The sequence below is a fragment of the Polaromonas sp. Polasp52 genome, from assembly GCF_059491565.1.
This window is the reverse complement of the sequence record NZ_CP168513.1, coordinates 1,053,283-1,077,584: the sequence shown is the minus strand read 5'-3', so window position 1 is coordinate 1,077,584 and position 24,302 is coordinate 1,053,283. Positions and strand designations below refer to the sequence as shown.

General features: G+C 62.7%; 28 protein-coding genes. 4 read left to right on the top strand and 24 right to left on the bottom strand.

Features of this window, described 5'->3' with window-relative positions:
• Positions 1–19: 19 nt before the first annotated feature.
• The 8 genes from ACEN9P_RS05105 to ACEN9P_RS05070 all read right to left on the bottom strand — a co-directional run bounded on the left by ACEN9P_RS05105 (position 20) and on the right by ACEN9P_RS05070 (position 6,519).
• Complete coding sequence (locus ACEN9P_RS05105; protein WP_495621295.1) at positions 20–493, bottom strand: DUF3592 domain-containing protein; 474 nt, start codon at positions 491–493, stop codon at positions 20–22.
• Entirely contained in the window at positions 490–939 is a 450-nt protein-coding gene (locus tag ACEN9P_RS05100) for a hypothetical protein (RefSeq protein WP_495621294.1), read from the bottom strand. The genes ACEN9P_RS05105 and ACEN9P_RS05100 overlap by 4 nt, the downstream gene beginning before the upstream one ends.
• A 95-nt stretch (positions 940–1,034) precedes the next feature.
• Complete coding sequence (locus ACEN9P_RS05095) at positions 1,035–1,535, bottom strand: DMP19 family protein (protein WP_495621293.1); 501 nt, start codon at positions 1,533–1,535, stop codon at positions 1,035–1,037.
• A 24-nt stretch (positions 1,536–1,559) separates the two neighbouring features.
• Positions 1,560–1,841 (bottom strand): hypothetical protein, encoded by a 282-nt coding sequence (locus ACEN9P_RS05090; protein WP_495621292.1) that lies wholly within the window; start codon positions 1,839–1,841, stop codon positions 1,560–1,562.
• Positions 1,842–1,923: 82 nt separating this feature from the next.
• Entirely contained in the window at positions 1,924–2,385 is a 462-nt protein-coding gene (locus ACEN9P_RS05085; protein WP_495621291.1) for a tetratricopeptide repeat protein, read from the bottom strand.
• A 70-nt stretch (positions 2,386–2,455) separates the two neighbouring features.
• A complete protein-coding gene (locus ACEN9P_RS05080) occupies positions 2,456–2,923 on the bottom strand; it encodes a GNAT family N-acetyltransferase (protein WP_495621290.1) in 468 nt (155 codons plus the stop codon).
• A gap of 66 nt (positions 2,924–2,989) precedes the next feature.
• Entirely contained in the window at positions 2,990–5,920 is a 2,931-nt protein-coding gene (locus ACEN9P_RS05075; protein WP_495621289.1) for an autotransporter outer membrane beta-barrel domain-containing protein, read from the bottom strand.
• A 212-nt stretch (positions 5,921–6,132) separates the two neighbouring features.
• Positions 6,133–6,519, bottom strand: a complete 387-nt coding sequence (locus tag ACEN9P_RS05070; protein ID WP_495621288.1) for a hypothetical protein — start codon at positions 6,517–6,519, stop codon at positions 6,133–6,135.
• Between the two features lie 385 nt (positions 6,520–6,904).
• Here ACEN9P_RS05070 and ACEN9P_RS05065 point away from each other — a divergent pair, with 385 nt between their 5' ends.
• The gene (locus tag ACEN9P_RS05065) at positions 6,905–7,120 is read left to right on the top strand and encodes a YMGG-like glycine zipper-containing protein (RefSeq protein ID WP_495621287.1); all 216 of its coding nucleotides are present in this window, start codon (positions 6,905–6,907) and stop codon (positions 7,118–7,120) included.
• 137 nt (positions 7,121–7,257) lie between these two features.
• Here the strand turns inward: ACEN9P_RS05065 and ACEN9P_RS05060 are convergent, their stop codons facing one another.
• The 4 genes from ACEN9P_RS05060 to ACEN9P_RS05045 all read right to left on the bottom strand — a co-directional run bounded on the left by ACEN9P_RS05060 (position 7,258) and on the right by ACEN9P_RS05045 (position 10,622).
• The gene (locus ACEN9P_RS05060) at positions 7,258–7,962 is read right to left on the bottom strand and encodes an SDR family oxidoreductase (protein ID WP_495621286.1); all 705 of its coding nucleotides are present in this window, start codon (positions 7,960–7,962) and stop codon (positions 7,258–7,260) included.
• A gap of 78 nt (positions 7,963–8,040) precedes the next feature.
• Complete coding sequence (locus ACEN9P_RS05055) at positions 8,041–9,042, bottom strand: NADP-dependent oxidoreductase (RefSeq protein ID WP_495621285.1); 1,002 nt, start codon at positions 9,040–9,042, stop codon at positions 8,041–8,043.
• A gap of 18 nt (positions 9,043–9,060) precedes the next feature.
• Positions 9,061–9,918, bottom strand: coding sequence for an oxidoreductase (locus tag ACEN9P_RS05050; RefSeq protein ID WP_495621284.1), 858 nt, complete (start codon positions 9,916–9,918; stop codon positions 9,061–9,063).
• An 89-nt stretch (positions 9,919–10,007) separates the two neighbouring features.
• Positions 10,008–10,622: a TetR/AcrR family transcriptional regulator gene (locus ACEN9P_RS05045; protein ID WP_495621283.1), complete on the bottom strand. Its 615-nt coding sequence runs from the start codon at positions 10,620–10,622 to the stop codon at positions 10,008–10,010.
• A 226-nt stretch (positions 10,623–10,848) separates the two neighbouring features.
• Here ACEN9P_RS05045 and ACEN9P_RS05040 point away from each other — a divergent pair, with 226 nt between their 5' ends.
• The 3 genes from ACEN9P_RS05040 to ACEN9P_RS05030 all read left to right on the top strand — a co-directional run bounded on the left by ACEN9P_RS05040 (position 10,849) and on the right by ACEN9P_RS05030 (position 12,601).
• A complete protein-coding gene (locus ACEN9P_RS05040; RefSeq protein WP_495621282.1) occupies positions 10,849–12,009 on the top strand; it encodes a serine hydrolase domain-containing protein in 1,161 nt (386 codons plus the stop codon).
• Between the two features lie 81 nt (positions 12,010–12,090).
• The gene (locus ACEN9P_RS05035; RefSeq protein ID WP_495621281.1) at positions 12,091–12,288 is read left to right on the top strand and encodes a hypothetical protein; all 198 of its coding nucleotides are present in this window, start codon (positions 12,091–12,093) and stop codon (positions 12,286–12,288) included.
• 151 nt (positions 12,289–12,439) lie between these two features.
• Positions 12,440–12,601, top strand: a complete 162-nt coding sequence (locus ACEN9P_RS05030; protein WP_495621280.1) for a hypothetical protein — start codon at positions 12,440–12,442, stop codon at positions 12,599–12,601.
• 4 nt (positions 12,602–12,605) lie between these two features.
• Here the strand turns inward: ACEN9P_RS05030 and ACEN9P_RS05025 are convergent, their stop codons facing one another.
• The 12 genes from ACEN9P_RS05025 to ACEN9P_RS04970 form a co-directional block, all read right to left on the bottom strand.
• Positions 12,606–12,959, bottom strand: coding sequence for a hypothetical protein (locus ACEN9P_RS05025; protein ID WP_495621279.1), 354 nt, complete (start codon positions 12,957–12,959; stop codon positions 12,606–12,608).
• Between the two features lies 1 nt (position 12,960).
• Positions 12,961–13,617: an RHS repeat-associated core domain-containing protein gene (locus ACEN9P_RS05020; RefSeq protein ID WP_495621278.1), complete on the bottom strand. Its 657-nt coding sequence runs from the start codon at positions 13,615–13,617 to the stop codon at positions 12,961–12,963.
• A 13-nt stretch (positions 13,618–13,630) separates the two neighbouring features.
• The gene (locus ACEN9P_RS05015; RefSeq protein ID WP_495621277.1) at positions 13,631–14,650 is read right to left on the bottom strand and encodes a transglutaminase family protein; all 1,020 of its coding nucleotides are present in this window, start codon (positions 14,648–14,650) and stop codon (positions 13,631–13,633) included.
• Entirely contained in the window at positions 14,647–15,456 is an 810-nt protein-coding gene (locus tag ACEN9P_RS05010) for a type II toxin-antitoxin system death-on-curing family toxin (protein WP_495621276.1), read from the bottom strand. The genes ACEN9P_RS05015 and ACEN9P_RS05010 overlap by 4 nt, the downstream gene beginning before the upstream one ends.
• A 152-nt stretch (positions 15,457–15,608) precedes the next feature.
• Positions 15,609–16,712, bottom strand: coding sequence for a VWA domain-containing protein (locus ACEN9P_RS05005; protein ID WP_495621275.1), 1,104 nt, complete (start codon positions 16,710–16,712; stop codon positions 15,609–15,611).
• Positions 16,713–16,735: 23 nt separating this feature from the next.
• Positions 16,736–17,713 carry a DUF58 domain-containing protein gene (locus tag ACEN9P_RS05000; RefSeq protein ID WP_495621274.1) on the bottom strand — a complete coding sequence of 326 codons (978 nt, stop codon included), beginning with the start codon at positions 17,711–17,713 and terminating at the stop codon, positions 16,736–16,738.
• Between the two features lie 117 nt (positions 17,714–17,830).
• Entirely contained in the window at positions 17,831–18,844 is a 1,014-nt protein-coding gene (locus ACEN9P_RS04995; RefSeq protein ID WP_495621273.1) for an AAA family ATPase, read from the bottom strand.
• A gap of 45 nt (positions 18,845–18,889) precedes the next feature.
• The gene (locus tag ACEN9P_RS04990) at positions 18,890–19,648 is read right to left on the bottom strand and encodes a S1C family serine protease (RefSeq protein ID WP_495621272.1); all 759 of its coding nucleotides are present in this window, start codon (positions 19,646–19,648) and stop codon (positions 18,890–18,892) included.
• 521 nt (positions 19,649–20,169) lie between these two features.
• Complete coding sequence (locus tag ACEN9P_RS04985; RefSeq protein WP_495621271.1) at positions 20,170–21,030, bottom strand: ABC transporter permease; 861 nt, start codon at positions 21,028–21,030, stop codon at positions 20,170–20,172.
• Positions 21,031–21,046: 16 nt separating this feature from the next.
• The gene (locus tag ACEN9P_RS04980; protein WP_495621270.1) at positions 21,047–21,952 is read right to left on the bottom strand and encodes an ABC transporter permease; all 906 of its coding nucleotides are present in this window, start codon (positions 21,950–21,952) and stop codon (positions 21,047–21,049) included.
• Between the two features lie 7 nt (positions 21,953–21,959).
• A complete protein-coding gene (locus ACEN9P_RS04975) occupies positions 21,960–23,060 on the bottom strand; it encodes an ABC transporter ATP-binding protein (protein WP_477715695.1) in 1,101 nt (366 codons plus the stop codon).
• Positions 23,061–23,220: 160 nt separating this feature from the next.
• The gene (locus ACEN9P_RS04970; RefSeq protein WP_477715696.1) at positions 23,221–24,297 is read right to left on the bottom strand and encodes an extracellular solute-binding protein; all 1,077 of its coding nucleotides are present in this window, start codon (positions 24,295–24,297) and stop codon (positions 23,221–23,223) included.
• Between the last annotated feature and the right edge of the window lie 5 nt (positions 24,298–24,302).

Sequence of the window (24,302 nt, the reverse complement as noted above, 5' to 3'; positions counted from 1 at the left end):
AGTTTTTGGGGATAGGGGCTTAGACCGGTCCTGCAACTTTCTTCTTCCGGCGCAACCACCCCAGGGGCCAGGCAATGCCAAAGGCAATGGGCAAGGCAAGGCCCAGCGAAAGAACCCCCGACAGGAACAAGGCACTGCCAACACTTTCCCGCTTGTCCCGCAAGTCGTAATAGCGCCGCATGGTGGCGACCGATGGCTTTCGTGTGTCGTAGGCCACCTCCACAACAGGCTCGGCGATGTACCAGCGGGCACCGGCTTCGTCTGTGGAGGTGGTTGTGGTGCGATAGGCCACGCCATCGACCACATACCTGAAGTGGACCCGGTACGAGTCCCCGTGCTTGCCTGATACCTTGGTCATGCCGTCCGGTGTGGCGCGGACAAAGCCCGGTGACCTGGCGACCGAAGCCATGGTTTCAGCGCGCTCCTTCTCTTCGGAGCCAAAGAGATAAAACAAGCCGGAGAAGATCACTAAAAGCAGCGCGAGGAATTTCATGACGGATCTGCCGCCTTCTCCTGGTCGCCGCCAAAAAAGACCAGCAGCAAGGAAAGCACCGGAAGCAGGAAAAGATTGAGATACCCGGGAATCCACGCAGTGAAGCCCGTATTGGTGGGAACAAAGGCCGACAGCAGGAACAGCGGAGCCAAAAAATCGGACTGGATACGCGCCGCAAAAAGCAGAAAAGTGAAAATGTTCAGCAGGTGCAGCGACGCAAGCAGCACGATGGGGATGGCGAGGGCTCTGGGAAGCTTTCCGCCGGAGAACAGGCAATAAGCCGCCGCTAAACAAAGGGCGGCCATCGCGATGTTCAATGCGGCCGGAATGGTGCGCCCGGTGTGGGCTATCCACTGCACGCCGCCTATGGTTGATCCCAAAAAGAAGAAGGCCGCCAGCCAGCCCAGGCCTGCTGCGGTCCAGGCCATCGCGCGTATATGTTTCATGTGTTTTCCAGTGGTTTGCCGGAACCATACCGCACCCGGCACGCAAAGCCCGGGATATTTTTATCCCATGCGCTCATGCGGCGGACCGCCGGCACTCAAGCCTCAATGTAGAAGTAACGGTCCGCGTGTTCGCAAAGATGCCTGACCAGGCGCGGAATCCGTTCCCAATCGTCCTGGTAGGGGTTATCCACGGCCTCGTACGCAGCCTCGATGCTGTCGTAATCCAGCGGTGTTTGAACATACTGCGCCAGCATGCGCTCCAGCGCCGCGGCTTCTTCCGGCATGCCCGCTTCGGCATAGGCTTTTGCCGCGGCCTGCACCAGTGCCAGCCCCGAGTTGTCGGTGCCCGTCTTGAATCCCTCGCCGGCGCGGCTGGCTTCCCACAGAAAGATCGAATACACCATCCGGTAGCCGGGCGGGAGCTGGGCCAGAAGCTGATCGGTATTTTCAACGTCCAGTTCAGACGCCAACTGGTACATGCCTTCCTCCGGCGTGCCCTCGCTGTCGGATTCCCAGAAGGGGGAAATGTCTGAGCCGGCGGAGCTGGAGGCCTCGTTCACCATCTCGACGACCAGCGGGGGAATCATGCGTGCCATGTGTAGAGTGCCTTTGCGTGTCGCTTATGCCCCAAGCATCCGGCTCAATGAACCGAAGCGGTAGAAGGCAAAGCTGGCCATCAACAGCAGGAACAGCACAAAGACAATAAAGGTTTTCCGGTTCTCACGGCGGGCGTATTGCAAGGCTTCCGCATTCGATGCCTGCAACTCGCTGGCCTGGTCCATGGCCAGCAGGGTCCGGCCCGCGGCTTCGGCATTCATGGCCTTGATGTCCGTGATGAGCGCGTTTTGCTCTTTCAGCAGGTCACGGATCTCGGATAGCAGCGCGGTCTGGTTGTTGTCCATCTTTCCCCTCCATTCGGCTTTTGCTGGCTCAGCGTGAGTCGTTCACACGAACTGCGAATATTCTTGCATGGCGCAGCTACCCTTACTTCCAGAACTGCCAGCGTTTTTTCGGCGGGCTCACGCCTTTGGCCTTTGTCTGGAGGAAGTGAAGGTACTTGGGATCCTGGCCTTCAAACACTGTGCCGCCGTCACCCATGTAGGCCCGCATGAGTTCATCTGCTGCGCGGTCCAGCACGCCAAGTTCAAACTGGCATTGGCCCAGCCTCAGATGCAAAAAGGGATTGCCAACAGCGTCGGGGCAATGCATGGCCTGGCTCAGGTTGTCCCGCCCGGCCTCGTAGTCGCCGGAAAGAAAGTTCGCGTCGCCAACGGCCGCGAGGATCCAGGTGGCGGCTTCCCATTGTGTTTTTGGTTCGGGCAGGAGATCCCACGCGGCCCAATAGAGTTGCAATGCCTCCGCAAATTGAGAGGCTTCGGCCCGCTGGTCCCCGGCGGCGGACAGGCGCTGTATTTCCGTGTGGGTCTCTTCGGGTAGTTCGGGCATGGGTAGACCTCTCTTAAACCTCTCTTTATAGCGACGAGCCTGACAGAGGACAGGCCCCAACGAACGGGGCTTAGGCATGGGCTTGGCCCTGAATGCGCTTTTGCATAAACACACTGAGCGGATCGTCCGTGTAGTCTCCGAAAGGCCCCCGGCGCTTATAGCCGCAGCTGGCGTACAGGCGCAGCGCTTCGGGCTGGCGGGGCCCGGTTTCGAGTTTGACCAGTTTGCAGCCGCGCGACTTTGCCGTGGATTCGAGCAAGGCCAGGATTTTCCTGGCGGCACCGGCGCCCCGGCTTTGCGGGTCTACATACATGCGCTTGAGCTCGCCGTACTCTGCATTGATAACGACGGCGCCGCAGCCAATGGCCTGGCCCTCGGCATTTCGGGCGACGGCGAACAGCACGTTGGGCTGTTTCAGCGACGCGAGGTCCAGCGAGTGCCGGCTCTCGGGCGGGTACAGCGTGTCCTGGTAGGCGTCCAGCTCGGCAATCAGGCGGATGATTTCCGGCTGGTCTGGTGATTCGAGGGCGATGTGCATGGGGCGGGCAGGGGCTCAGCTAATCTATTCCGCAGTATCCGCGATAAGCAGCCCCCGGCACGGCCCCTACCAGCGCGCTGTCACGCCCAGCGAAGCACTCACATCACTGCGCACCGCCACGTCACCACCGTTGTTGAACAGCCGGCCGACTTCGCCGTACACGCTCCAGGTCTTGTCGATGACCAGGGTCGCGCCCAAGGCTGTTTCCGTCCAGCTGCCGCCGCTGCGGGTACTGACGTCCGTGGTCGCACCGGCGCTGCCGAAGCGCGCGGTGTCCAGGCCGCTGGAGGCGCGGTAGAAGTTCAGCCGGCCATAGGGCTTGAGGACGCCCATGGCGGTGCCCATCTCGGTCTTCACGCGCACGCCTATCCGTGTGGTCAGGCTGTCGGGGTTGTCCTGCTGCACGCCGGCGCCCGAGAGTGCCAGGTCGTCCAGCTTGATGTGCTGGTGGACCAGTTGCAGCTGCGGCTCCACACTCCAGCCATTGCCCATCGCAAAGGACTGGCCGATTTCCAGCGAGGTCAACAAACTGCTGCTCCGGGCTGAAGACCAGGCGTTGCCGCTGGGCCGCAGCGTGTAGTCCTGGTAGCCGGCCTGCAGCACCGCGTCGGCGTAAAAGCCGCCGCCTGTCTCCCAGCTCGCGTAGCCGCCCAGGTAGCGGGCGCGCAGCTTGTTGTTGCCGATGGGGCCTTGCACGCCGCGGGCAAAACCGCTGACCTGCACGCTGCCGTCCAGCGCGCCCACATACACACCGGCACGCCAGCTCGTGTTGGCGACGAGATCCGTGCCGCTCTGGAAACCGTTAAGCCGGCCCGCGCTGTTGGGGCTGGCCAGGCCGGGCTGCGTCACGTCGATGTCGGTGGACACCAGGCGGCCCCAGGCATTGTGTCCAATCACAGTTTTGTCGGTGGCGCCCACGGACGCATCCCCGCCGCGCAGGGTGCGGTTGCCCAGCATCGCGGTGTCGGCCAGGCGCACATGGGTGGGCAGGGCCGACAGCAGCGGCACTTCGGCGCGGTAGGTGGGCACGGTGGCGGGTGGCACGCCGGCTTCCGAGCGCAGGTACCAGTTCTGGTCGGCCGTGCCCCGGTAGAGCTGGTACTCATAAATGCCGGCGTCCACATGGCCATTGGCCAGCGTGAAGGCGGTGGCCGTGGTGGTCGCGCCGCCCTGTGCCGTCACGACGGCGATGCCGTTGCCGCTGGTCTGCGCGCCCAGGCCGCCGAAGTTGACGAGCTGGATGTTGGTGTTGCCGCTGGCGCTTGCGCCCGCGCCGTTCAAAATCAATCGGTCAGTCGGGCTGTTGCTCGCGCCCAGCGTGGTGCCCAGGCGCAAGGTGCCGCCATTGCCCACATAGGCGCCGGTCACGGTCAGGTTGGTGCCGGGCGCGGCGCCTGCCGTCGACACCATGCCGCTGTTGTTCAGTGACGGCAGTGTGTGGCTGAAACCCGCCAGGTCCAGCGTGCCGGCGGCGCCCACGGTATGGGCCGAGGCCGCGGCCAGTCGGTTCAGGCCGCTGGCGCGCAAGGTGCCTGCGTTGATGGTGGTGCTGCCGGTATAAGTGTTGGCGGCGCCAAACAGTGTCGTGCCCGGGCCGTTCAGCACCACCGAGCCATTGCCGGCAATGACGGGGTTGAAGGTATAGCTGGCGTCGGTGTGGTTGAAGTTCACAATACCGGTGCCCGCGCCGAACTGCACGGTGGCCACATTCAGCGTGCCCGCCGCCGTGGCGGCCTGGCCGCTGGCGCCGCCTATGCTGAGCGTGCCCCTGCCGGCCGCATTCAGCGCGACGTTGAGGGTTCCGGCGCCGCCGTTGCTGGTGACCTGGCCGCCGTTGGCAATCGTCAGCGTGCCGTTGCCGGAGCTGCCGAGCCCGATGTTGTTCGTGGAGATCGCTTGCGAGCCCGCACCCGACACCAGTGTGCTGGAGGCGGAGTTGGCCGCCGTCGCGAGATTCAGGGTGCTGACACTGACAACCCCGCCATCCAGAACGGACAAGCTGCCGCCGTGCAAGACGAAGAGGCCTATGCTGTCCCAGCGCGAACCCGTACCCGAGACCAGTACCGTGGCTGTGCCGCCCTGCGAAGCCGCGGGGGTGCCGCCCAGGGTCGCGCTATCGCTTTGTATCCTGCCGCCGTTGGTGACGTTGATAAAGGCGGCCCCCCTGGCGACGTTAATGGGATTGCTGATCGTCAGCCGTGAATTGGCGCCCGTCACGTTGAGCGTGCCTGTGGTGCCAGCCACCCCCGCTATGACGAAGGTGCCGACGCTGTTGAAAAAACCGCCGTTCTCGATATTCAGCGTGCTGCCCGCCACTGAGCCAATCGTGGTTTGGCCTGCGACGACGTTCATCCGGGAGCCGGCACCGGTAATGGTCGCACTGGTGTTGTTGCCGCTCAGGGTCAGCCCGCCGCTGCCGGCGCTGCCGAAGGCGATCTGGCCGCCGCCTTCCACACGCAAGGCCCCCGCCGTGACGTTGAGGTTGTTGACAAGGGTGCTGCCGGTGCCGGTCAGCACGACGGTGCCCGCGCCGTCCTTGGTGAATGCTCCGGTGCTGGTCACCCTGCCGCTGATCGTCAGCGGCGCCGAGGCATTGAAGTTGCCGGTGCCGGTGGTCGACAGCGTGAAGGCGCCGGGCGCAATGGTCAGCGCCTTGGTCACCGCGGGGATCAGCGCGGGCGTGGTGATCGCGAGGTTGGCCGTCAGGTTGATGGTGGAAGAGGCATCGCCGTCCGCATTGGCCTGGTTGATGGCCGTGATCAGTTCGGCCTGCGTGGCGGCGGTGTAAGTGGCCGCTTGCGCTTCATGCAGCGCGCCGCCGGCAAAAACAACCAGCAGCGCCGCGGCCAGGGGCGAGAGGCGGGTTGCCAGTAGCGAAGCGGGTGCTTGCCTGCCGGGTAGCTTGACCGAGGTCTTGCCTTTGCCTGTCGCCGTTTCCGGCACCGCCACCCATGATTGATGTGCCAGGCTCCAGATCACCCGGTAAGAACTGTTCATGCTGACCCCCTGTGTTGTTGAAACCCGACGCAAACAACTACGTCTACATATGATTCAAGGTTTTCAGCGCGCGGATCATCGCATGGGAGGCGAGGATTTATAAGAACAAAGTTCGGTCAAGTCGGCAATTTCCAACACTGCAAAAACCATCAAAAAAGCGGCTTGCCTTGATGCCGGGGTGGCTGTAGGGATGCGGTATCTGATTCGCCGCGTCAGGCCGCGCTGGTGATGCGCCAAACGACGAGGCCGAAGTCGAATGGGAGCCAGGACATGTGTACGCCCGATTTCTGGATCGCAGGGCCGCCCATAAGCCACCAGGCAGCCAGGCATGTGACCAGGCCGGCCACGATGCATGTGAGCCACAGCCGCGGTCTTGGCGGCCCGGCTCGCATGGACATGATGCCGGCGGCAAACAGGATGACGAAGCCCAGTGCAAGCGCGGAGAGCAGGAAAGCGGGGACGATACCCAATGGCCTCGACGAAAACGACCGAAGCTCGGCAACAAACTCGCCGCCGAAAAGAAGCAGGAAGAGGACCCAGACAAGCCCCGCGGCCAGTGAGACAAGGCCGCACACAATGCGAAAAATGTCACTTCGCATAAGACGCCTGGTTTTGGCAAATGAAGGCAAAGGCATGGGCATGCAGCGGCATAGCGGGCTACTCTACTGCATCTCAAGGGACTGTGCGCTCCGGCTGGCGTAGCACCGACGGGATGGCGCGTGGTGCCGCGACCTGCGACCCGCGTGCGAAATGACGCCGCCCCGGATCGGACTCGGTCCTCAGCGATACGGCATTTCGTCCTACACCCGCGAACAGGCAGCGGCCTAGCATGAATAAACCAGCAATGAAAAGCCCATCACCTCGCTTGCTGCAAGCATGAACGACGGGCCCTTCATTTCCGGTGAAGGCGGATTGATGGCGTGATCAGTCAAGCGGCATTTATCGCTCTTCTAACTTTCATCCACTTTCTGAAGGAGACCGAAAATGAACAGCATCAAATACAGCGCGGTTTGCGCAGTGGCAGTCGCCAGCCTGATGGGCTGCAGCGGCATGACGACGCAGGACAGGAACACCGCCATAGGCGCCGGCGTCGGCGGTGTGGCCGGTGCGGCCCTGACCGGCGGCAGTGCCCTGGGCACTGTGGGCGGCGCCGCGGTCGGCGGCGTGATCGGCCACGAAGTCACCAAGCCGAAACGGTAAACCAGAGAATTTCAAGCCGGCAGGCCCGCTCGCGTATGAAGCGCGAAGCGGGCCTTTTCGCTGTCTCATTTCGCTTTCCCGGGCCGGCACCGGAACCCGTTGGCTGCCAGCTGCCGGCCGGCGATCCAGCGCCGCGTTCAGGCCGCCTGCGGCAGGTAGCTGGGCCGCGCGGCCGTCATCCCCTGCTTGACCTGTTGGGTCACCTCATCGGCCAGCACTTCATCGGCGCCGGCTTCAAGCCCGTCGAGCGCGCGCTTCACGATGTCTTCAGGGCTGGTCTTGGGCACTTCGAAGCCGCGCGTCAGGTCGGTATCCACATAGGCCATATGCAGGCCCAGCACCTGGGTTTTCTGCGCCAGCAGTTCGCTGCGCAGCGCATTGGTGAGCGACCAGGCCGCCGACTTGCTGGCGGAATAGGCTGCGAGTTCACCGCCGTTGACCCATGAGGCCACCGACAGCACATTGAGCAGCGCGCCGCCGCCGTTGCCCTTGAGCACGGGCGCAAAAGCCTTGCTCAAGCGCAGTACGCCAAAGAAGTTGGTCTCAAAAATACGCCGTGCGACCTCCTCGCTGTCGGCCGCCAGAAAGCCGCCAACCTGGGCAATACCGGCATTGTTGATCACCAGCGTCACATCCGAGACCAGCGCCGCGGCGGCCGCCACCTCTTCGGGCTTGTTGACGTCCAGCTTTAGGGCCTGCACACCGGGCAGGGTGATGGTGGCCGGGTCGCGCGCCGCCGCATACACCTTGCGCGCGCCGCGCGCCAGCAGCTCGCGCGCAAACGCCAGGCCTATGCCGCGATTGGCACCGGTAACGAGGACGACGGAATCTTTGATCTTCATAAACTTCTCCAGAAAAATACAAGTGGGGAACACACAATCCGGCTGCCGGCTTCCACCCGAACCGGCACGAACACAAACTCAGCGCAGCTTGATGACCACCTTGCCTTTGGCGCGGCCGGTTTCCACATAGGCCATGGCCTCGTTGGTCGCTTCAAAGGGAAAGACCCGGTCCACCACGGGGCGTATCGCGCCGGCGTCGATGAGGCGGGTGATCTCGCGCAGCTGGCTGCCATTGGCCCGCATAAAGAGGAAGGAATAGCCCACACCGCGGCCCCTGGCCTTGCGCCGTATGCCGGCGCTCAGCAGCCGCATCACCAGCTTCACAAAACCCGAAGCCTTGATCTCTTGGCCAAACTCGGGATCAGGCGGCCCCGAGATCGACACCAGCTTGCCGCCGGGCTTGAGCACACGCAGTGACTTGGCCAGCGTCTTGCCGTCCTGGCTGTTGAGCACCACGTCGTAGCCCTGCAGCACATCTTCAAAGTCCTGCGTCCGGTAGTCGATGACCACGTCGGCGCCCAGGCGCTTCACCAGCTGGGCATTGGCTGCGCTGGTGGTTGTGGCAACGGTCGCGCCCAGGTGCTTGGCCAGCTGGATCGCAATAGTGCCCACGCCGCCCGAGCCGGCCTGGATAAACACCTTCTGTCCTTTCTTCAGGCCGGCCTTCTCAACCAGCGCCTGCCAGGCCGTCAAGGCCACCAGCGGAATCGAGGCGGCTTCCTCCATGGTGAGGCTCGCTGGCTTGTGCGCCAGCGAAGCCTCCTTCACGGGGACAAACTCCGCAAACGTACCGATGCGGAAATCATCAGGCCGCGCATAGACCTCATCACCAGGCTTGAACTGCCGCACGCGCGAACCGACCTTGACGACCACACCCGCCACGTCATGGCCCAGCACCAGCGGCAGGCGATAAGGCAGGATGAGCTTGAACTCGCCGCCACGGATCTTGGAGTCCAGCAGGTTCACACCCGCGGCATGGACTTGCACCAGAACTTCGTCCTCGCGCAGCGCCGGCTCGGGCAGTTCCGCCAGGCGTAATGCGGCTTGTTTGCCGTATCGGTCCAGGACAAAGGCTTTCATGTGTTTTCCTTGGAAGGTTTATTTGCCGAGAGCCGGCGTGCGCGGCAGCGGCGCCACGGCCGCGTCCAGCTGCAGGTTTTTGCGAATCCCGGCATCGACCAGAGCGGCAGGTGCAAAGCGGCGCAGCCATTGCAGGCCGCTCGCGCGGGTGCCTGCCGTGTAGCGCAGCTTGGGGTTCGGCGCAAGGGCGGCTTTTAAGACGGTGTCGGCCACCACCGCCGGGCTGTCGCCCTGTTCAACGAGTTCGTTCATTTTTTGCGTCACGGCCGCGCGGGCCTCGCGGTAGGCCTCGAGTTTTTCGTCGGGCTCCAGCAGGTTGGCGTCGAACTGCGTGTTGGTGTTCGCCGGCTCTATGACAGAGACACGTATGCCGCGTGTGCGCAGCTCATGGTCCAGCGACTCGGAATAGCCTTCCACCGCATGTTTGGTCGCGGCATACAGCGCCATATAGGGCATGGGCAAAAAGCCGAATACCGAGCTCATGTTGAGAATGCGCCCGCTGCCCTGGCGCCGCATATGCGGCAGCACGGCCCGGGTCATGCGTACCAGCCCGAAAAAGTTGGTGTCAAAAATCGCCTGAGCCTGCGCGATGGAGCTTTCTTCGGCGCCGGCCGGTGCGACGCCGAAGCCCGCGTTGTTGACCAGCAGGTCTATGCGGCCTTCGCGCGCGATCAGTGTCCGCACTGCGGCCTCAGCCGATTCATCCTGGGTCACGTCCAGGGCCAGCATCTCAAACGGTTTGGCCTGGCCCGCCTGCGCGCCGCGCCGGCTGGTGCCGTAGACCTTGTAGCCGGCTTTCACCAGCCGCAGCGCGGTCGCTTCGCCTATGCCTGAGGAGGCCCCTGTCACCAGGGCAATCTTGTTGTGGGTGTTCATGGTGTTTCTCTTTCGGTGTGAAGCAAGTTTGGCATGATGACTGTCATATATAAAGGCGAAGAAAAAAAGCAGGCGTACTTCAGGGGGAGTCAAACGGAGGCGGGCGTCAGCTGCTTGATCGCAGCCTCGCACAGGCTGCCCGCCAGCGCGGGTTCATCCACCGCGCGCGCCAGCAACAGGGTACCGACCATGGTGGACACGGTTACCAGCGCGCGTTCATGGGCGCCGGGCTGGCCCCAGTCGGGCGACTGGCGCGCGACCAGGTCAATCATTTCCTTGATGTGGCGTGTGGTGGCGCGGCGCACCTCGGGCGCCTGGCGCGGCGTCTCCGAGCCCAAAGCGGCCAGCGGGCAGCCCATTTCCACCTGGGCCACATGTTCGGGCGAAAGGTAAGCACTCACCATGGTCGCCAAAGCCTCATCGGGCGGCGTGGCGGCCACCACACCCGCCACCAGGGCGGCAGACTCGGCACAGGCCCGGGTCGCGGCTTCGGCCAGCATGGCCTCGCGCGAGGCAAAGTGGGCGTAAAACCCGCCATGGGTCAGGCCGGCCTCTTTCATGATGTCGGCCACGCCCGTGCCGCCATAACCGCTACGGCGTATCGCCCGCGCGGCCACGGAGACGATGCGTTCGTGCGAGGCCTCCTTGGCGGCGGTTCTGGCGTTGATTTTGGGGTGTTTTGCGTTTCGCATGATGTGCATCATACATGAATTGAGGATTATCCGCAGATGACGCAGATTTCCGCAGATTGAAGAGACGAAATTGGTATTTGGGACTTCATCCTGCCGCCATGCCAGATATGTTCGCCATGCCCCAGTACAGCAGGGTAGGCTAGACTTCCCTCGCGGTGAGCAGCCGTACAGGGGGCCGGCCCAAGAGGCTGCGGTCGTGAGCTGCGGTCAAGGCCGTTGCTCTGCAGGAGTCATTTGCATGCGCCACCTCGCTATCGCCGCCGTTTTGGTCCTCCATGCGCTTGCCGCGTCCGCCGCGCAGGTGGGTGTACTTCCACAGCTGGACGAAGCAGCCGAGCGCCTGCAAGGCCAAACACCGACGCTGATGGCCAGCGCCGGGGTGCCGGGGCTGTCCATGGCACTCGTGACCGACAAAGGATTGGTCTGGCACGGTACCTTCGGCCTGGCCAATGCGCGCACGCGGGAGCCGGTGGTGGAAGACACCGTGTTTGAGGCCGCTTCACTGAGTAAAGCGGTTTTCGCCTATGCGGTGCTGCAACTTGTGGACGCCGGCCTGCTTGAGCTGGACACTCCGCTCGTGCGCTACCTCCCGGGTGGCTATGACGTGGGAGAAGATCCGCGCCTTGCGCAGATGACAGCCCGCCATGTGCTGAGCCATCGCACGGGCTTTCCGAATTGGAGGCCGGCGGGCGCACCCTTGACGATTCATTTCACGCCGGGTGATCGCTTCAGCTATTCAGGAGAAGGCTTTGTCTACCTGGCTCGTGTGGTGGAGCGCATCACCGGGGAAAGCACCGAGCGCACGGTCAAACGGCTGGTTTTCGAACCCCTGGGCATGCTGCACAGCAGCTTCCTCTGGCAAGACAGCCATGCGCAACACAAGGTTTTCGGCCATGACGCGCGCGGCGAACCGCAAGGGCAGCGGCGCTGGGCATTTGCGAACCCGGCCTCCAGCTTGAGCACCACGGCGCCTGATTTCGGGCGTTTCCTGGTCGCAGTGTTAAACGGCGAACGATTGAAGCCGGACACCGCCGCGGAGATGCTGCGCAGTCAGGTTCGCGTGGGGCCATTTACGAGCAGCATTGGCCGGCCGGCAACACCGCTTTCGGACGAAGTCAGCTGGGGACTCGGTTGGGGGCTGCAACAACGAAACGGGGACGAAGCGTTCTGGCACTGGGGCGATAACGGAAACACCAAGGCCTTCGCGGTGGTATCGCGCGCGCATAGCCGTGGCCTCGTGTTCTTTGCAAACAGCGTGAACGGCCTGTCCATCGCAGCAGACCTGGTGGCCTTGGCCATGGGGGAAGGAGGGCAGCCGGGCTTGGAGTGGCTAGCCTACCGGCGCTGGCAGAACCTGCCGCCCGGCAGCCGCCGCGATGCAGGTGTTGCGGGGCCTTGAGTGCCTTGGCAGGGGCGCGCTGAAATCTGCCGGCGATGCGGGACAAGTTGATCGACGCGACTGGCCAAGGACGTCGTTGAGATGCCCGACCACCAGGCCGACCGGCTTTTGCGGTCCATGGAACAGAACCAGGACCAGCTGAGCAAGGTACTGGCCAAAGAAATGCCGGTGCTGGCCCAGGCGGGTGTGTGGGACGCCATTGTGGGCGCCGTGAGGCAGGCCTTTAACGCCGATGGGGTCTTGAATAATGATGTGGTTGAGCGGTATCGGCCGAGCTAGAGTTTGACGTGGTGCTGTTCTGGTCGTGTTCCGCAGAGCACCTGTTACCTGCATGCGGGGCGGCTACGTTGCCGACACATCCCTGTGTTGACGCGAGCAAACTTTGGAAGAGCGCTCAATCATAGGACTACCAAAGCTCGAGCTTGATCGCATGGTCGCCAAGAGCGACTTTGTCATGGCGGTTGACAAGATCACTTTGAAAGGCGAAGCGGCAAGGCCGCTCGCCATGCCTGCTGCGATCTCCGATGTTTTCGAGATGGGAGGATGGCTGGGTTGCAGGCTTTTGTTGTTGAAGCTGGGTGGCGGGGGCTGAAAGGTCATGAACCACCAAGCAGGCCCCAGCACGACTTCGTTTGACGAGCTGGCGAGTCTTGCTTTGCGTCAAATGCTCGCCGGTTGAGTCGATACTTCCCTTCCCATGCTACGGACTGCTTGTCGTTGACGGAAACGATCACATCGATATCGCTTTTTCTTGGCCGGCATTCAACAACTCGCGCGGATTGGCCGGCCGGCACAACGCCAACGTACTTAACTGCCCCACCAACAACTGAGCTGGGCTCAACCAATCGAACATCTTCGGAGGCCACCAATACGATGACTTCTGACGTCGAGTTTGAGTCGGAGCAGCCATAAAGCATTGCAATCGATACGAGTAGGTAAATGATGCGCATATTAATCTCCGCCTCCAACGCCACGGCGAATGCCGTCAACAACCGGCCAGGCGGGCGATATATCGAATGACTTGTTACCGATATTGGAATGGTTCGTCTGTCCGATGGCACGCGGAGACTTTCCAATAATGTTTAGAACATCTACAGGAAGGACGGTCGCCTTGTTGTTGGTGTTCACAACATTAAGCTCCTTCAAACACTGCAGCCAGGGATTCCCGCAGTTGTTGGACACTCCGCTGTATGAACCCCGGCTTCGAATCAAACATGACGCAAGCTTCTGCTCTTCTGTCGGGCTTAATTGAAGAATTATTCCTTTGCCGTCACGGCGAATTACATCCGTTTGACGTTTGATGTAATCCGTCGCAGATGCTCGCGAGTCCCATCCACCTGGGCCCCATGAATAGTTCATGCCGTTGATATTGCCAGAGATATGCCCCCAAGCTCCACTGGCGCTTCCGTCCGTAGCCCATTGAATGACTTCGGTGTAGAGACCAAATGGGTCTGTCGCCCCAAGCGGATCGCCACCCACATAGGCAAAGCTATTAATTCCACCCTCAAGCCCAATAGGATCGGCCTGCATATATCTTGCCGACGCGTTGCCTGCATAGCTTGCAAAAATCAAAGCCAGCGCACCAGCTTTCAAAAAATTGAAAATCATCACTCCACCCCGCTTATTTATTAATTGATTCTGCACGACTGACGCTCTCTTTGTAAGAAATTTCTGCCGCTTTATCGGGCTCACGCCAGCCGAGGGCTTCCGCCCTGTTGCGCCAGTACACCATGCCGTGTTCGAGCTGCTCAAAATATGGCAGCTGTTCTGCAGGGATGTCTGTTTTGCGCGCGTACTTGCTCACAAAGTGCTGTCGCCGCAGTCGGGAGTAAGACGTACTGGCATTCAACATGGCGGCCACATTCTTGGGATAGTGCTGCAGTGCTATTTTTGCCAACGCAACAACCAATTCATCTTTACCCTGATCGCTATATAGCTCCAGCAACGTCCCTGCCATCAACGCCACGGTTTCTTTTTTTGTGAGAGGTTGCATGTAGATGCCACTTGCCAGCGCCTGGGCCGTCATTGGCAACTGCTTTTGCATCCACGCATCCCGGGTAAAACCCGCGCCGCTTGTGGTTTCGAGGTTGTAGAAGGCACCTGTATCGTCGCGGTACTTCACGAACACGTGCAATGGTGCCGTCGAAGCGGTGACGTCAATGCCGAGTTTCTGCCCCAGGATGATGAAGAGAAATGGCATGGAGATGCAATTGCCCTTTCGGGTGCTCAGGTACGTTGAGAGCAGCTTGTTCCGGATGTTGGTCCCATATGGGTCGGCGAGATCGTATTGAAATGGTCGGTCGCTGTTCCATGGGCCCGCTTTGTAGATATACGCGCGCAGTATTTCGAGTTTGTCACGGCTGGAGGCGGTAGCCGGAATTCTGGCCCTGATGTCAGCTGCCATGGTGTCAAGCTGCCGGAGGGTGCCGCCGGCATCGATAGATGGATCGATCATGCGGTCGATGGAAACCTTGGCGCTGGCTAGGTCGATTTTCTCCGCAGGGAGTTCCAGAATTTTCCGGATTACTCGAAGATTGGTTTCTGACGATTGGGCTTCTGCCTTGAGCGGCGTTGAAGCCAGCACCAGTGATATGAGGACGACTGTTGAAAAAAATTTCCGATGCATTGTTTGGCAATTCATACACGAGCCAATCGCCTTAGGGTGCCGCGGTACTTTGCAACGAAGTAATCTGTAGGTCGTGCCTTAGCATAGAACGCGTGAGAGTCAATGCCATCTCGATCAGTCAGCTCGCAGCGTTCACGTATATCCCTTAGTAGATTTCGGCCAACGACTTGACCGTCAGCTGGATAGCCCATCCGCATGATCCGCGTTCGATGAGTTCTTCGGCCGAGGCCTAACCAAACACTTTTTTCTTCATATCGAACGAGGTCGCAAGAGTTGTCTCGAAGATCCTCGAGGATAAATCCATATGTTGTCAAAATTGACTTGAGTTCACGGAAGGTAACGACGCGTTCTCCCCGCTCAACCTTCCGAATTCGCTTGCGGATCCAACGCCCCATCTCCTCGACTTCTTGATCTGACTGATCATTTCCTCGCCCTTTCTCGCTAAATCCGTGTCGAGCGACTTTAAGCATGAACTCATAGAGTTCATCATGCGATACCTTCTCTGAAAAAGTTTGGTCATTCTTGTCTAAGTGGCATAGCATTGCCACCAAGCTAGTTCGCTTGTTTCCATTGTGGAAAGGGTGATTGCTGCAGATGCCGTAAGTCAATGACGCGGCGTTCAGGACAGGGGTGTTGTATTTCGCTTTCCCACCGTAACCCGTGTATTGTCGAGAGACAGCGGATTCCAGCAAGTGGTGCGATCTGATGCCTGGCGGACTGATGGGATCGTCGGCGGCGGCAAAATCCGCGGTCAGAGAGTCATGGATGGACAGAACCTCGCTTGCGCTGAGCGTACTGAGTAATGTCTTTGGTGCGTTCACGCCTTAGGCCGACTAGATTGGAAGTAAACCACTACCTTCCGCCCGATTCTAGGAGCCAAGATACAAGGGCGCATCCTCCAAATGGACTAGCGCATAAGACTAATCGGGTGTTCTTGGTTCTAACCTAAGCCTTCGCTATAGGTGCCACACTCTCAAAGAATCCGGTTAAACCAAAGCAGCGACAAACCAGCCGACACCAGCGCCAACGTAGCCGCCAGCAGCGCCAGCAGCCCGGAAATCTCGGTCTCTTTTTTCTCAATCGCGAGCCGCGAACTCAGCGTCTCGTAAACCTTCTTCAAGTCCGCCGCGGTGCCCGCATAAAAGTACTCAGCCTGCGTGGTGCGGGCAATGCCCTTCAAGGTTTCTTCATCGAGCTTGACGCGCATGGACCAGCCTTCAAAACCAATGGTTTCGCCGTCCACCGTGCCCACGCCCACGGTGTAGACGCGCACACCGCGGTCGGCGGCGGCTTTGGCTGCGTCCAGGGAGTCCACGCCTGTGGTGCGCTGGCCGTCGGTCAAGAGGATGATGGCGCCCGAGGTGTAGGAGCCGGGGGCGACGGGGACAAACTCTTTTTTTGCTGCGGCGTTTTTGTCGGGATTCAGGGCCTGGTCGATCGAGGTGCCGCGCGGTTTTTCGCGGCCGTATTGCATGGAGGCTAAATCAATGCCGGCATCGGGGAACAGTTCGGCCAGCGAGACCACGATGCCGTTGCCAATCGCGGTGCCGCGCTGTAATTGAAATTTGTCGATTGCGACGACCAGGTCTTCGCGGCTTAGCGTGGGTTGCTGCACGACGGAGGCCGTGCCCGCAAAGGCGACTATGCCTACGCGTACGTTGCGCGGCAAATCAGCGAGGAAGGCCTTGGCGGCGTTTTGCGCGGCGACCAGGCGATTCGGTAACACGTCGGCGGCGCGCATGCTGCCGGAGACGTCCATGGCCAGAATGATGGTTTCGCGCTGCGAGGGCAGGCTGATGACGGCAAAGGGCCGCGATGCGGCCACCAGCATGGCGGCGATGGACAGCAAAAACAGCAGCGGCGGCACATGGCGCCTGAAGCCCTGGCCGCGGCCCATGGCTTCGCGCACGATGGAGAGGCTGGCATAGCGCAATGCCATTTTTTTCTTGCGGCGTAGCAGCCAGATGTAGACCAGCACCAGCAGCGGAATGACGAGCAGCAGCCACAAAAATTCCGGCCACAAAAAGGTCGGCCAAGGCAGTTTGGCCAAAAAGGAAGTGAACCCGCTGAAGTTCATGATGGGATGTCCTTGGATCGGCTTCAGGCAGCGCGCTTGAGGTGGGCGGGCAACGCATTGCCCCCCGCGCCGGTAGTGCGGCTGCGGCGCTTGCGCAGTTCGGTGAAGCGCATGATGGCGTCGACCAGGTTGTCGTCGGTGGACAGCTCCAGCGCGTGGACGCCGGCGCGCGCCAGGGCTTGCCTTAACTCGGCCTCGCGCTGGGCCGCGATGCGCGCAAAGCGTTTGCGGAAACCCGCGTCATGGGTGTCGACCAGCAACTGCTCGCCGGTTTCGGCGTCGCGTATCGGGATCAGGCCCAGGTCGGGCAGGTCCAGCTCCAGCGGGTCCAGCAGGCGGACGGCCACGACCTCGTGGCGGCGGGCCAACTGGCCCAAAGGTTTTTCCCAGCCGGGTTCGCTGATGAAGTCGGACACGACGAACACGGTGGAGCGCCGGCGCAGCAGGTTGGCGGCGGATTCAAGCAGCTCATGCAGGCGGGTGGTGCCCAACTGGGTGATTTCAGGTCGGGTCTGCAGGGTGTGCAGCAAATGCAGCACATGGTGGCGGCCGCCGCGCGCAGGAATCACGGCGTCGACGCCGGAGCCGTAGAGCATGGCACCCACGCGGTTGCCGTGGCGGGTCAGCATGCGGGCCAGCACGGCGACAAATTCGGCAGACACATTGCGCTTGCGCTGCTCGCTGGAGCCGAAGTCCATCGACGGGCTCAAGTCCAGCAAAAACCAGGCGCTCATCTCGCGGTCTTCGGTGAAGACGCGCACATGGGGCTGCTCCAGCCGCGCGGTGACGTTCCAGTCAATGTGGCGCACGTCGTCATGGTGCTGGTATTCACGCAGGTCGGCTAAATCCATGCCGGTGCCGCGCAGCAGGGTGCGGTAGTCGCCCTGCAGCAGGCCGTCCAGGCGGCGCAGCACCGTCCACTCGAGCCGGCGCAGCAGTTGCTCCGCGCCTGCTCCCGACGAAGCGAGCTTGGTTGTGGATTCAGGCGGCGAGGTTTTCATGGCAGGGTCGCTTCATCCAAGTCGGGGCCGCGGAACCGGCTTTGCCGGGCCGCAGGCGCAGCGGCCCCCTCGGGGGGCAGCGACCCGCGAAGCGGCGGAGCGTGGGGGCTCACATTTCTAGGCGGCGAGTTTTTCATGCTCGAGGGGTTTTGCGGGCGGGGGGATCTTGGCCATGATCTTGGCGATGAGACCGTCGGCCGAGAGGCCTTCCGACAAGGCCTCATACGACAGCACCAGCCGGTGCCGGAACACATCGGGCACCAGGTCCGTCATGTCTTCGGGCAGGGCATAGCTGCGGCCGCGCAGCAGGGCCAGGGCGCGCGCGCCTTCGGTCAAATTGATGGTGGCGCGCGGGCTGGCGCCGAAGGTGATAAAGCGCTGCAAATCTTTGAGCCCATGCTTGACGGGCGTGCGTGTGGCCGAGACCAGGCGCACCGCGTACTGCACCAGCGAAGGGTCGACGTAAATGCGCCGGCATTCGGCCTGCAGGGCGGCGAGCTGCTCGGTGGTGGCGACGGCGCTCACGGCCACGGCCGGGCCGGTGACGCGCTGGACGATGACAAACTCTTCCTCGTCGGTGGGGTAGTCGACCAGCACCTTCATCATGAAGCGGTCCACCTGGGCCTCGGGCAGCGGGTAGGTGCCTTCGGTTTCTATCGGGTTTTGCGTGGCCATGACCAGGAAGGGCTCGGGCACCTTGTGGGTGGTGCCGGCAATCGTGACCTGGCGCTCCTGCATGACTTCGAGCAGCGCGCTTTGCACCTTGGCGGGCGCGCGGTTGATTTCATCGGCCAGCAGCAGGTTGGTGAAGACCGGGCCCAGCGAGGTGCTGAACTCGCCGGTTTTCTGGTTGTAGATGCGGGTGCCCACCAGGTCGGCCGGCACCAGGTCGGGCGTGAACTGGATGCGCTTGAACTGGCCCTGCACGGTGTTGGCCAGGGTCTTGATGGTCAGGGTCTTGGCCAGGCCCGGCACGCCCTCGACCAGCAGATGGCCCTGGGCCAGGATGGCGACCATGACACGCTCGAGGAAGCGGTCCTGGCCGACGACCACACGCTTGACCTCGTAAAGAATCTGCTCCATGAGCTGGGCGGTGTCGTGGTTGGCGTTTTCTGGGGTCTGGTGGTCCATGCGTCAGTCCTTGGGCGGGGTGAGGTCAGGTCGGTGAAGCTGTCGTCAGAAGGGCGGCATGCCGGCGGCCGAGGCGGCGTTTTCAATCGGCACCGCAAAACCTATGCCGACAAAGGTGCGCTGCTGGTTGGGGTTGAAGATGGCGGTGACGATGCCGACCACCTCGCCGTCCATGGTGACCAGCGGGCCGCCCGAGTTGCCGGGATTGGCCGCGGCGTCGAACTGGATCAGGTTGCTCATCATCTGCTTGCCTTCGGGCGAGCGGAAGTTGCGTTTGAGGCCGGAGATCACGCCCTGGGAGGCCGAGGGCCCTATGCCGAAGGGGTAGCCCACGGCCATGACCTGGTCGCCGGGGGCCAGGTCGGCGGTGGAGCGCATGGTGGCGGCAATCAGGTCGTCGGGGATTTTGTGGGCCTGCAGCACGGCCAGGTCGTTCTCGGGCTGCACGCCGGTGATGCTGGCGGTGGACTCCAGCCCGTCGGCAAAGGTGACCTTGATGATCTGGGCGTTCTGCACCACGTGCAGGTTGGTCAGGATGATGCCCTTGTCGACAATCACCACGCCGGTGCCCACGCTGCGCTGCTCGCTGTCTTCCTTGCCGTCCTTGTCCTTGCCCAGGCCGGTGATGCGCACCACCGAGGGGATGATGGTCTCGTAAGCCTTGGTGCCGGGCGAGGGCAGCACCGTGGTCTCCAGGGTCTTGAGCACGGCTGCGTTGATGTCTTCCTGGGTCAGCTTGCGCGCCGGGTGGCGCAACGGCGAGGAAAAGCTGATCGCCAGCAGCAGGGCCAGCAGGCCGACCACGGACCACAGCAGGTAGAGCTGGTGGCGCGCCAGGTAGCCGGCCAGGCGGGCGGCGCGGGGGAAGCGGGAGGGGGAAGGGGTGCGGGGGAGAGGGTGGGGTCACCGGCGGCCTCGTCGGCCGGCTGCGCCTGGGCCTCAGCCGCGCCTTGCGCCGGGCGGTTTGAGCTGCTGTAAAGGGCTGGCCTGCGCATCCGTTCACCTCTGGGGTCAAAGTGTCAAAACCGGGCTGGTACGGGAGCGAACGCCCCGTATTCACAGCTGCACCGTATCACGATTTGTGCATTCATGCACGGGATTTGGCTATAGGCGTGGAGGGGTTTGTAAAGCGCCGTTGCGGCGGCCGGCTCCGTGGTGATCCCGGCGAAGCGGTCTTGGTTTTAACCCCCTCTCCCCCTGGGAGAGGGTTGGGGTGAGGGCCAGCGGCGGTCAATACGCCACCTTTCATGCACAGGCCGCGGCCCTCACCCCCGCCCTCTCCCAGAGGGAGAGGGAGCAAGACCAGGAAGTTTTGTGAGTGGCTGTTAACGCCCGGAGGAGTCTGGGGGGCTGCGCAGCAGCGTCAGCGCCAGCGCGGCCGAAGCCAGCATCAGGAACAGGCTGACCGCATTGAGCGCCGGCGTCGCGCCTTCGCGCATGCGGCCGTACATCATGACGGTCAGGGGCGCGTCGGAGCCGACCAGCATCAGCGTGGTGTTGAAGTTCTCAAATGACATCAGGAAAGAGATAGCCGCAGCGCCGACCAGCGCGGGTTTTAAGTAAGGCAGGGTGATGGTGGTGAAGACCGCCGCGCGCGAGGCGCCCAGGTTGTAGGCGGCTTCTTCCAGGGTGATGTCAAAACGTTTCAGGCGCGCGGTGATGATCAGGGTGGCGATGGAGACGATGTAGGAAAACTGGCCTATCACCACCAGCGGCAGGCCGGGGCGCAAAAAGTCCAGCTCCAGGCCCCACCAGCTGTCGGCCAGCTGCGCCAGGCGGCTGGCAAAGGCCAGGATGGAGATGCCCAAAATCACGCCCGGGATCACCAGCGGCGCCAGCATCAGGAAGGACAAAGCCTGTTTGCCCGGGAAGCGGGCGCGTTCTATCAAAAAGGCATTGGTGGTGCCGACCAGCACGGCCAGCACGGTGACCCAGGCGGCCACCACCACGCTGGTCCAGAGGCTGGCCAGCAGCGGGCCGTCGGCAAACAGGCCGGTGCGGCCGGGCTTGCCGCCGAAAAACCAGTCCAGGGTGAAACCGCGCCAGGGCGGCGCCGGGTAGGGCGCGTCGTTAAAGGCAAACACCGCCACCACCAGCAGCGGCAAAAACAAAAAGGCGAAAAACACCAGGGCATAGGCCACGGTACCGGCGCGCAGCCAGGCGGGGCGGGGCAGGGAGGCGATCATGCGGTGTGCTCCATGGTCATGAGCGCCGCATCACTTCGCCGAACTTTTGGCCCGTCAGCTTTAAGCCCAGCCAGACGATGGCGGTCGACAGCCCCAGCAGCAAAAAGCCAAAGGCCGCGCCCTGTTCCCAGTTAAAGCGCGTGATGAACTGGGTGTAGATCTGCTCGGTGAACCACAGCGAATTTTTGCCACCCAGCAGGGTGGGCGTGAGGTAGTTGCCCAGGGTCAGCATAAAGACCACGATGCAGCCGGCCAGTATGCCGGGCGCGGCATGCGGGATGACGATTTGCCACAGGATGGAGGGGCCGTTGCCGCCCAGGTCGTAAGCGGCTTCCACCAGCGAGTCGTCCAGGCTTTCGAGCGCGCTGATCAGCGGCACCACCATAAAGAGCATGGAGGTGTAGACCAGGCCGACCAGGATGGTGGCGTCGCGGTAGAGCAGTTCCACCGGCGCATCGGTGAGGCCCAGCTGCACCAGCACGGCCGGCAGCACGCCGGATTCGCGCAGCAGGATCATCCAGCCCAGGGTGCGCACGGTCTCGCTGACCCAGAAGGGGATCAAACACATCACCAGCAGCAACGACTTGGCGCGCCCGCGCACCAGCTTGGCAATGGTCCAGGCGATCGGGAAGGCCAGCAGCAGCGTGATGCCGGTGGCCAGGATGGACATCAGCGCCGTGCGCACAAAGGTGTGCCAGTACAGCGGCTCCTCGACAAAGGTGCGGTATTGCGCCAGGCTGGGCGCGTATTCGCGCGGGGCCACGCGTACGCGCAGCGAAAGCACGGCCAGGTCGATGTGCGGCAGCACGATCAGGCCCAGCAGCCAGACCAGGGCCGGCGCCAGCAGCAGGAACAGCACCAGCCTGGCCTGGGCCCGGCCGCCTGAACCGGGCGCGGAGGGCAGGACGGCCGCGGCTGGCATGGCGGCCTTAAGCGTTGCCGAAGCAGACGGCCTGCTCGGGGTCGAAGCTGAAGGCGACGGTCTCGCCTATGCGCAGGTCGGCGAAGCGCCCGGTCTGCGGCAGCGCGATGCGGAACTCGGTGCGGCTGGCGGTTTCGCGCAGCAGCACGGCCGAGTTGGCGCCGTCGAACAGCAGGCTTTCCACCTGGCCGGCATACACCGTGTGGTTGGACGGCAGCTCGGTGGCGTCGCGCGCCAGGCTGATGGCCTCGGGCCGCACAAAGGCCTGCACCGCCTGGTTGGGCTGCAGCCGGCCGGCGGCGCGCGCGCGCAGGGCCAGGCCTTCGCCGCTGGTGAGCTTGACCACGCTGCCGGCCTCGGCGCCCGCGGCGCCGGTGCTGCCCGCGAGCTTGTTGTTGGCGCCCACAAAACCCGCGACAAACGGGGTTTGCGGCTGGTAATAGAGCTGCTGCGGCGTGCCCAGCTGCTCAAAGCTGCCGGCGTTCATCACGGCCACATGGTCGGACAGCACCAGGGCCTCGGACTGGTCATGCGTGATGTAGACAAAGGTGGTGCCGAAGGCGGCCTGCAGCTGCTTGAGCTCGACCTTCATGTGCTCGCGCAGCTTCAGGTCCAGCGCGCCCAGCGGTTCGTCGAGCAGCAGCAGCGTGGGCTCCAGCACCAGGCTGCGCGCGATGGCCACGCGCTGGCGCTGCCCGCCCGAGAGCTGGTCCACACGTTTGTCCTGCATGCCGGGCAGGCTCACGCGCTCGAGCATGGCGCCCACCTTGGCCGCGATGTCGATGCGCGACAGGCCGCGCCGCGCCAGGCCGTAGCCGACGTTCTCGCCGACCGACATCATGGGAAACAGCGCCAGGTGCTGGAACACCATGTTGACCGGCCGCTGGTTGGGCGGCACGCCGTTCATGGGCTTGCCGCCTATGTGGATCTGGCCCGCATCGGGCGAGAGAAAGCCGGCGATCATGCGCAGCAGCGTGGTCTTGCCGCAGCCCGAGGGGCCGAGGATGGAGAAAAAGCTGCCGCGCTCCACCGTGAAGGACAGGTCCTTCACGGCGGGCTGACCGGCGTAGGTTTTACCGACGTGCTCGGCTTGCAAATCCGCGTGCATGGGTGGACGTGCCTGCTTTAGTTATCTACCGCGCGCGCCAGCGGACGGGTGCTTGCACACAAAGAGCGAAAGGCCAGTGAAAGCGCGGAACCGGCTTTGCCGGGCCGCTGGTTTCGTCCCCCTGGGGGGAAGGCGCGAAGCGACTCAGGGGGGAAGGCACTTACTGCGCTGCCTTGATGCGGTCCAGCACGCGGCCTTCTATGTCTTCTATGCCGGCGGGCACAGCGGGATACCACTTGACGTTTTTCAGCGCGGCTTCGGGGAAGCTGGCGGCGAACTGGGCCTTGAGCTTGGGGTCGGCCAGCTGGTCGGCGCCCTTGGAGGCGGTGAAGTTGCCGGCCGAGCCCGCGACCTTGGCGGCGATTTCAGGGCGCATGTTGAAGTTGATCCAGGCGTAGGCGGCGGCATCGTTGCGGCCCTTGGCGGGGATGGCGAAGGTGTCTATCCAGCCCAGCGCGCCGGACTTGGGCGCGATGTACTGGATCTCGGGTTTTTCGGCATTGAGCTTCCAGCCGCCGGTGTCCCACATCATGGCGCCCACGACCTCGCCGGCGCGCATGCCGTTGAGCAGCTGGTCCTTGTTGTCCCAGTAGAACTTGATGTTGCTTTTGCAGGCGACCATGGTCTTGCCGACTTCGTCCATCAGCGCGCCGTAGGCTTTCGGGTCTTTGTAGAGCGCAAACGGGTCCTTGCCCGAAGCGAAGGCAAAGGCCAGCAGGGTGGGGCGTTTGAGGCGCACGGCGGTCTTGCCCTTGACGTCGGCCTTGCAGAGGTCGGGGTAGTCCGTCATCTTGGCCAGCTTGGTGTTGACGACCAGGCCGTCGGTGCCCCAGATGTGCGGCAGGCCGTAGACCTTGCCGTCCAGCGTGGTGTTCTTTTTGGTGGCCTCCAGCATGGAGGGGATGAAAAGCTCGGACTTGATCTTGCTGAGGTCCATGGGCTTGTAGATGCCGAACTCCTGCTGCGGGCCGGTGATGCGGTCCTGCGAGGGCTGGGCCAGGTCAAAGCCGGCGCCGCCGGTGGCGCGCAGCTTGGAGATCATCTCTTCGTTGTTCGAGAGGGTCAGCTCGACGTCGATGCCGGTTTCCTTCTTGAACTGCGCCACGACGTCGGCCGGCACATAGTCGGCCCAGGTGATCAAGCGCAGCTTCTGGTCTTGCGCCCAGGCGGCGCCGCTGAGGCTGGCGGCGAGCAGGCCGGTGCCGAGAATCTGGCTCATCAGGCGGGATAATTTCATTTGGC